Raw genomic sequence first — 7289 nt, 5'->3', positions numbered from 1 at the left:
GAATAGCACCCTGCCGGACTAGCAATTGATCGTGATGTCGATTGCTGCTGCAGCTGCCGCCAGTTCTACGCGGTTTTCCAGTTCTACGATGTTTAACTCTTGCATGTGGGTAAATTTTAAAAGGTTGAAAATGGTATTCAATTGGCTATTCCTTTTGAATAGCGACCTGCAGGATTAGCAATTGATCGTGATGTCTATTGCTGCTGCAGCTGCCGCCAGTTCTACGCGGCTTTCCAGTTCTACGATGTTTAACTCTTGCATGTGGGTAAATTTTAAAAGGTTGAAAATGGTGTGTAATTGGCTATTCCTTCTGAATAGCGCCCTGCCGGATTAGCAATTGATCGTGATGTCGATTGCTGCTGCAGCTGCCGCCAGTTCTACGCGGCTTTCCAGTTCTACGATGTTTAACTCTTGCATGTGGGTGAGTTTTAAAAGGTGTGAAAATGGTGTGTAATTAGTCGCAATTGATGGTGATGTCTACAGCAGCTGCTGCCTGTTCAATGCGGCTTTCCAGTTCTACGATTTGTGTTTCCTGCATGTGTGTAAGTTTTAAAAGGTGTAAAAAAAAATGGTGTGTAATTAGTCGCAATTGATAGTGATGCCTACAGCAGCTGCCTGCTCAATGCGGGATTCCAGTTCTACTACGTTTAACTCTTGCATGTGTGTAAGTTTTAAAAGGTTTATGAAAGTGATTAACAGTTTACTTCGATAGAATCGATAACAGTAGCGCCGGCCAGTTCGAGACGTGCTTCCAGTTCTACTACGTTGAGTTCGAGCATGGACATGTGATAGAGATTTTGATTGATGAGTGGGTTGAACCGGGATGCCTATTTGTTGATGCAAACCTGTCTGAAGGGCCTCCTTATAGTACGGGCTCCCTCCGGTGTTACAATGGTGGAAAGACCGTTTCTAATTAATTCTTTTTGCATGGGGCATGTATTACCGATTATACAACAGCCAGGTGCAATACATCGTAGATGCGCTGCGCAAGGGTACCAACAGTCTTGAAGCTTTCTTCGCCGAAGTCAGATGCTTCCAGTTCGAATTCTGCCATCAGTACAGATGTCACTTCCAGTACAGCCAGTGAATCATCAAACAGGCCTGGGTTTTCGTCATTGCCAAATAAGGCCTGATCGTTAGATAATTCATCAACAGTTTTGTTCAGGTTCAGTACGCTGATGAGAACTTCTTTAGTTTTTTGTTCGATTACATTGTGTTCCATAATTATAAATTTTTAAAGGTTTTTAAATTGTTAGTTTTTATATTTTGTGAGTAAGATGCTTGCCATATTTCCGCCGAAGCCAAATGAGTTGGACAATACTGTATCCAGCGGAATGTTAACTTTGTTTTGTGTGACGAATTCGATCTTTTCAGATGCAGGCAGATCGTCCGCCTCGTAGTTTGCATAGAGTGCATTGTGCTGCATACTCAGAATGCTGATGATCGCTTCTATGCTGCCTGCTGCACCAAGGGTATGCCCCGTCAGGCACTTGGTAGATCCCACATAGGTTTTGGTGGTCTTTTCCTGCAGTAAGGCTTCACACCCTTTCAGTTCTGCGCTGTCATTCTTGCCGGTACCGGTACCATGTGCATTGATATAATCCACATCGTCTGTACTCATACCGCCATATGCGAGGGCACTCTTCATACACTTCAGCGCATAGATGCCATCCGGGTGCGGTGCTGTAGCGTGGTATGCTTCGTTCAGGATGTGATACCCCCTGATTTCTGCATAGATAGTAGCTCCCCTTTCGATAGCCGATTCCAGGCTTTCCAGTATCAGGATGGCACACCCGTCGCCCAGCGACATACCGTCTCTTGATTTGGTAAAGGGCTTACACTTTGTTTTGGAGATGGCCATCAGGGAATTAAAACCTGTGTAGGTAAGCTCTGTGAAGATGTCCATACCACCACTGATCATGATATCGGCTTTGCCATTTTCGATCAGGTCAAAGGCCCTGCCTATTGAGTTGGTGCCGGAAGCACAGGCAGTAGAGATGGCGGAGACATACCCGTTTAGTTTGAAAGCGCGGGCTATCTTACCTAAGATCTTCGGAGTGGAATAGAGCGCCAGCTCATAGTCATCTTCATTTTCCTGCACTGACTTCTTGATGCGCTGCAGGATAGGGAAACTGGCTCCTACTGACGTACCTATGATGAGGCCCGCATGGCTGGCGTGTAGCTCTTCTTCTGACAGGCGGGCACTTTCCAATGCCTCCTGTATACATTTTACGGCTACTTCACTCATGATAGATACATCTTTATCCCAGGAGCTCTGATAGAGGTCATAATCCATCATAAATCCCCTGTTATTGGCAAACAGCTTGTGGGCTGTGCTGAACCTGTCCGATGGGATCGCATTATATCTGATGCTGCCATTTTCGAGGCTCTCGGTCATCTCAGCGATATTATTGCCTAGTGCTGATATGGCGCCGATACCGGTAACAACGACTCTCTTTTTCATGTTACATAGTTTTTTTAGTTCATACCACCATCGATCACGATTTCCTGGTTGATTAAAAATTCGGGACAATCCAGCGCCAGGTAAGAGATGAAATTAGAGATCTCATCGGTCGTGCCCATGCGCTTCAGCAGGCTGTTGCCGACCCTGTTGCTGACATATTGATCAGGCAGATTGTCTACCATATCTGTTTCGATGAATCCCGGGGCCACACAGTTGATGATGATACCCATGCCCTTCACTTCTTTGGCGAGTGACTTGGAGAAGCAATTAATAGCGGCTTTGGAGGCGGCATAAGCTGATTGCCCTGGGTTGCCTTTGATACCTGCCAGCGACGTCACATTGATGATCCTTCCGTTCTTTCTTTTGATCATAGAAGGCAATACTGCGCGACAGGTATTCATCACACCATTGACGTTGTTGTGCATCACTTCCCACCATTCGGCAGACGATGTCATGAGGAAAGGCTTAGGGTTTGCATTGAGCTTGCTATCGCGGATGCCTGCATTGTTAATCAGTACATCTACCTCTTTCAGGATCTCTTTATTTCCCCTGAACAGGGCCTTTACTTCTGCTTCATTGCCCATATCACACTTGAAGGTGTAAACATTGGGGAAACCTTCTGCGTGGAGTTCATCCACTACTTTCTGTGCGCTTTCTGCGGAGTACTGGTAGGTGAATACTACCTGATGGCCCAGGCGGGCGAATGTTCTTACCAGTTCTTTACCGATTCCTTTGGAACCACCGGTGATGAATATATTTTTCATGATTAATTTGTTTTTCTAAGTAAGAGATGAGAACTACCACCACCTTCGTGGCTGGTATTGACCAGGGCATAACCGAACCCGGAAGGATAATCTCCGGCAGCATCCGGTTCAGGGAATCGGTCGCTATACAGGATCTGACTGGCAATGCTTGCCCCCATGATGCTGCTGGCCGATTTCATGTCGCCAGTGTAGGCTTTGTGCCGCAGACTGTATGTTTCGTGTTGTTGATTGAGGTCTTCTAACAGGTGCCGTTCATTCTTCTCCAGTTGTTCAGCTGTGGTGTATGCACTCAGGTACACCAGTTTTCCTTTGGACGTGACGATGGGTTTGAGGGCATCGATCGCTGACTTCACTACTTCTTTTGAGCGCCTGGTGGTATCTTCCACGTTCTGATAGTCGAAGCAGCTGTGGTATTCTACCAGTTCAGCATAGCGCTTTGCTCCTCTGCGAACAGCGCTTTCTTCGCTTTCCAGTACCAGGAAGGCAGCGCCATCTCCCAGTATATTGCGGCGATCGTCTTTCTCTGTTCCGGATGCACTGAATGGATCCGTATCTTCATTTACATCGACCAGGTGATTGTTTTCCTGTTCACTCAGTATCCTGAACTCTGTATAGTGGTCTACTCCACCACAGATCACGATGTCTGCAAGACCTTTCCTGATCAGATCAAACCCGTAGGTGATACTGTTGGAATTATAGATCAGCGAGCTGGGACCATTCAGTTTGAAAACCCGTGAAATGTCGCCCAGTACGGTATTGGCAACGGTCTTTGTAAACTTCACCGGACTGATTTTCTGCAATCCGAACCGGTACAGGTCGTACAGGTAATCTTCTACAGAAGCGGTGGCACCGAGGCTGGTTTCTATGACCAGGCCAATTTCGTTGTCAGATGGTTCGAGTACGATGCCAGCATCGTCCAGCGCTTTCTTACAGGCCAGCATACCAAGTTTGGAATATTGCTGGGGAGGAAAACGATCGTCCCACTTTACTTCGCTGGCAAATTCCACTGCGGGTGCTTCGCCATAATATTGGGGGTGAATACTGGTATTGGTCCAGTCGGTTTTTATTTTAAGACCATTTTCACCTGCGAGGATCTTCTCCCATGCGGCGGCAGAACCATATCCCAGTGGGGAAACGCTGCCAAGGCCAGTGATCAGGATTTTGTTATTATTTTTCATATGCTTATAGATAAAGTGATTTCTGCTTTACATACTACTTCACCGTTTACAGTGGCAACTGCTTTGTATTCGCTGAAGTTTAAGATATTCTTGATGCGTTCAGCCGTAATCACCAGCTTATCTCCGGGTAACACCTCTTTGTAGAACGTAGCTGATTTTACTTTCACCGCCTTGCCCAGTTTCGTTTTCTGCTTAGCCTCACCATCCCTCTCCAGTGTAGCCACCCGGTTCAGCACACCAGATGCCTGGAACATCGCTTCGATGATGATGACACCTGGTAGTAAGGGATAACCGGGGAAGTGTCCTTTCAGGAAAATCATATCTTCCCCTATTTCGGTTTCGGTGGTAATCGTATTTTTAAAGTCTGTGTGCAATACCTTATCCACCAGCAACATTGGCTCTCTGTGGGGTAGTAGCGCAGATGGCTTCAGGGTATCAAATTCTGCCGTTGTCATATAGTCAATGTTTTAATTTGGCCAGTAGTATCCAGGCATGTCTGTGCTGACATGGATACGAGGTAATTATTGTTTAAAAGATATTGTCTGGTATAATGTTTTTCTGATAGCAGATTGCCGTAGAATATGTCTGCAAGTCCCTTGTCGTCGTATAGCTTGGCGATCGATTCAATCTGTGTCCAGAGCATAAAGAAATCCATCTGGTCCTTTACCTTCCGGCCTGTCCACTTTTCCAGCAGGGTCATTGTTCTGCCGGCTGGCGGCGTACTGATGTCTTCAATGTCGACGCCTATTTTATTTTCACTCACTACACATGCTACGATGTTGTTGCTATAGGAAATAGATATATTGGGGGTCCCCGTATCCATCACTAACTTACCATGCCTGTTGTATTGCAGTCCCTTGAGTAGTCGCACATCCAGTCCCAGTAAAGGGAAGATCTGTACAAGCATTAACCTGGAAGTCACTCTTTTTAGCCAGTGCCCCGCCCCGGGTGATTTGGTTAACCTGTTTACCAATTCATCGCTGAAATATTCCTGTATCGTATCCATACAGCGCTCGTCAACTGTGGACTTTATTGCAGCAATGAACAGATGGGTCATTTGTAATAGGTATTATTAAACTCTATTAATTTCAGATCATAGTGATCCCCTGCATGCAGGTCGTACTTATCTTTCAGCGCCTGCTCCACTTCGGGTATGTTGATCCTGTTCCGGTGAAAGACCCCTATTTCCATCCGGTCTTCACTATCTTTGCGGATACTTACCTTCAGTACTTCCGGTGCATGATACAATTCGTCGGACAAGCTGTTGAACCAGATAATCCTGTCTTTGTATTCGATGAAATCTCCTTCCCTGCCGAGTATAAAGTACCGGTCATCTTTTTTCACCACGATATCTTTTGTGGTAAGCACTGTATTGGAAGAGGGTTTGTCCAGCACATTGCCCCTGATATAACCGAGGTAGATGGAAGGTGTTTCTATCTGCAGATAACCAATTGGCGTATCGTTGTATTTATCCTGGTACTTTTCTGCCGGTGCTACCCGAAGTGTGATACCTGGATTGACCACGCCAATGCAGGCTTCACTATCCTTTTCGGGCACGTCTGTATATTTGCAGGTTGCGACTCTGGGTCCCGCTTCAGCCAGGCCATAGGTACTATAGATCGGGCAGCTGAACAATCTGAATACATTCTGGAATGTAGGCAGGTGTGGTTTGTCTCCACCCATAGTAATGAACCGCAGGTTATTTTTGATCTTAGGGATCTTCTGATAATAGTATAAGATGAGTCTTGCCAACAGCGGTGTCATAAACACATTCGTGATCTGGTGTTTCTGAAAGAGCTGCGGCAGTTGTAAGATACCCAGCAACCTTTCGCCCAGTACGATCTTTGCACCTGTAAAGAAGTGTGTAAGGAATTGTGCAATGAGGCCGTAGGAATAGGATACAGGCAGTAGCACCAGCGTTGCATCATCTTTTGTGATCGACATCGCTTCCCTGTTAGACGCAATGTTTGCAAGGGTTTGCTGCTTACCTAACAGGATCTTTTTAGGAGTGCCGGCAGTTGTACCAGAACTGGATACTACAAGCAGATCATTTTCATCGCCTACATAAACATCCTCGTACATGTTGCAGTAAAGGAATGCATCATTGATCCTATGTGCTGTTGCATTGTCTACGATGCTATCGTTGATGGCTGCTTCTGAAAGGATCGCGTTGAATTTGAGATCTGTAATTTTACTCAATCCACCTGCTTCTACCAGGAAAGGGATCAGCTCACATTTCAGGCAGGAGAAGAACAGCAACAATGATTTGAAGGCATTCTTGTAACCATAGATTACGACGATAGAATGTTTTGCTAATTGCAGTTGTTCAATACCGGCTGCTATATCCGCAATCTGGCCATACACTTCTTCATAAGTATAGCTCTTCGATTGTGTAGCATCAATAATAATCGAGTCGTGATGTTCAGTAAATGGGATGAAAAATGAGTCCTTATACATTTGAAAGGGCTTTTAAGGTTACGTGCTTTAAACAATCGTCCTGTATAGTTTCGACATTGCTTGTCAGAAATTCTATGTCTGTTTGTTTGTGACTAACAAAGTTTACTTCTGACAATTTCTTTTCAACAATGAAGCGCATGAGTCTTGCTTCGTAGCACTCGCTGTTGATCACGATAGACTTACCGATGAACTCACCGTATTGTTGAATATATTTTCCTTTCTGCAACATTCCGGAAGCTTCTTTTGCCATCATCGCGTAGCAGAATGCCTGGTATGCATACTTTTCAGGAGCAGGCAGGCTGGTGGTTTTGATAGCTGTGATCAGTTCATCTATCTTTGCTTCAGCTTGCACCACCTTGTAGAAGGCATTCGATACTGTGCTGTAATTTTTAAGTTCCATGTTTTTATTTTCAGTTTTGATTGATG

Annotated in this window: 9 protein-coding genes; all 9 read right to left on the bottom strand. The window is 45.4% G+C overall.

Features of this window, described 5'->3' with window-relative positions; all coding sequences use genetic code 11:
* Positions 1-18: 18 nt before the first annotated feature.
* The 9 genes from ABDW33_RS08580 to ABDW33_RS08540 all read right to left on the bottom strand — a co-directional run bounded on the left by ABDW33_RS08580 (position 19) and on the right by ABDW33_RS08540 (position 7263).
* Positions 19-141, bottom strand: coding sequence for a hypothetical protein (locus tag ABDW33_RS08580; protein ID WP_343689644.1), 123 nt, complete (start codon positions 139-141; stop codon positions 19-21).
* 805 nt (positions 142-946) lie between these two features.
* Entirely contained in the window at positions 947-1222 is a 276-nt protein-coding gene (locus ABDW33_RS08575) for a hypothetical protein (protein ID WP_343689643.1), read from the bottom strand.
* Between the two features lie 30 nt (positions 1223-1252).
* Positions 1253-2464 (bottom strand): beta-ketoacyl-[acyl-carrier-protein] synthase family protein, encoded by a 1212-nt coding sequence (locus tag ABDW33_RS08570; RefSeq protein ID WP_343689642.1) that lies wholly within the window; start codon positions 2462-2464, stop codon positions 1253-1255.
* A gap of 14 nt (positions 2465-2478) precedes the next feature.
* A complete protein-coding gene (locus ABDW33_RS08565) occupies positions 2479-3228 on the bottom strand; it encodes an SDR family NAD(P)-dependent oxidoreductase (RefSeq protein WP_343689641.1) in 750 nt (249 codons plus the stop codon).
* A gap of 2 nt (positions 3229-3230) precedes the next feature.
* Positions 3231-4406, bottom strand: a complete 1176-nt coding sequence (locus ABDW33_RS08560) for a beta-ketoacyl synthase N-terminal-like domain-containing protein (RefSeq protein ID WP_343689640.1) — start codon at positions 4404-4406, stop codon at positions 3231-3233.
* Positions 4403-4861 (bottom strand): 3-hydroxyacyl-ACP dehydratase FabZ, encoded by a 459-nt coding sequence (gene fabZ / locus ABDW33_RS08555; protein WP_343689639.1) that lies wholly within the window; start codon positions 4859-4861, stop codon positions 4403-4405. The genes ABDW33_RS08560 and fabZ overlap by 4 nt, the downstream gene beginning before the upstream one ends.
* Positions 4858-5463: a hypothetical protein gene (locus ABDW33_RS08550; RefSeq protein ID WP_343689638.1), complete on the bottom strand. Its 606-nt coding sequence runs from the start codon at positions 5461-5463 to the stop codon at positions 4858-4860. Before ABDW33_RS08550 ends, fabZ begins: the two co-directional genes overlap by 4 nt.
* Positions 5460-6863, bottom strand: a complete 1404-nt coding sequence (locus ABDW33_RS08545) for a class I adenylate-forming enzyme family protein (protein WP_343689637.1) — start codon at positions 6861-6863, stop codon at positions 5460-5462. Before ABDW33_RS08545 ends, ABDW33_RS08550 begins: the two co-directional genes overlap by 4 nt.
* A complete protein-coding gene (locus ABDW33_RS08540) occupies positions 6856-7263 on the bottom strand; it encodes a hypothetical protein (protein ID WP_343689636.1) in 408 nt (135 codons plus the stop codon). Before ABDW33_RS08540 ends, ABDW33_RS08545 begins: the two co-directional genes overlap by 8 nt.
* Positions 7264-7289: the final 26 nt, after the last annotated feature.

The sequence above is a fragment of the Chitinophaga sp. genome (genome assembly GCF_039596155.1).
Taxonomy (GTDB): Bacteria; Bacteroidota; Bacteroidia; order Chitinophagales; family Chitinophagaceae; genus Chitinophaga.
The sequence above is the reverse complement of the archived record's forward strand: the minus strand, read 5'-3'. Positions and strand labels throughout refer to the sequence as shown.

Excerpts from the sequence above, each read along its gene's own strand:
- ABDW33_RS08575 (WP_343689643.1), bottom strand. The coding sequence starts at position 1,222 with ATGGAACACAATGTAATCGAACAAAAAACTAAAGAAGTTCTCATCAGC.
- ABDW33_RS08565 (WP_343689641.1), bottom strand. The coding sequence starts at position 3,228 with ATGAAAAATATATTCATCACCGGTGGTTCCAAAGGAATCGGTAAAGAA.
- ABDW33_RS08540 (WP_343689636.1), bottom strand. The coding sequence starts at position 7,263 with ATGGAACTTAAAAATTACAGCACAGTATCGAATGCCTTCTACAAGGTG.
- fabZ (WP_343689639.1), bottom strand. The coding sequence starts at position 4,861 with ATGACAACGGCAGAATTTGATACCCTGAAGCCATCTGCGCTACTACCC.
- ABDW33_RS08545 (WP_343689637.1), bottom strand. The coding sequence starts at position 6,863 with ATGTATAAGGACTCATTTTTCATCCCATTTACTGAACATCACGACTCG.
- ABDW33_RS08570 (WP_343689642.1), bottom strand. The coding sequence starts at position 2,464 with ATGAAAAAGAGAGTCGTTGTTACCGGTATCGGCGCCATATCAGCACTA.
- ABDW33_RS08550 (WP_343689638.1), bottom strand. The coding sequence starts at position 5,463 with ATGACCCATCTGTTCATTGCTGCAATAAAGTCCACAGTTGACGAGCGC.
- ABDW33_RS08560 (WP_343689640.1), bottom strand. The coding sequence starts at position 4,406 with ATGAAAAATAATAACAAAATCCTGATCACTGGCCTTGGCAGCGTTTCC.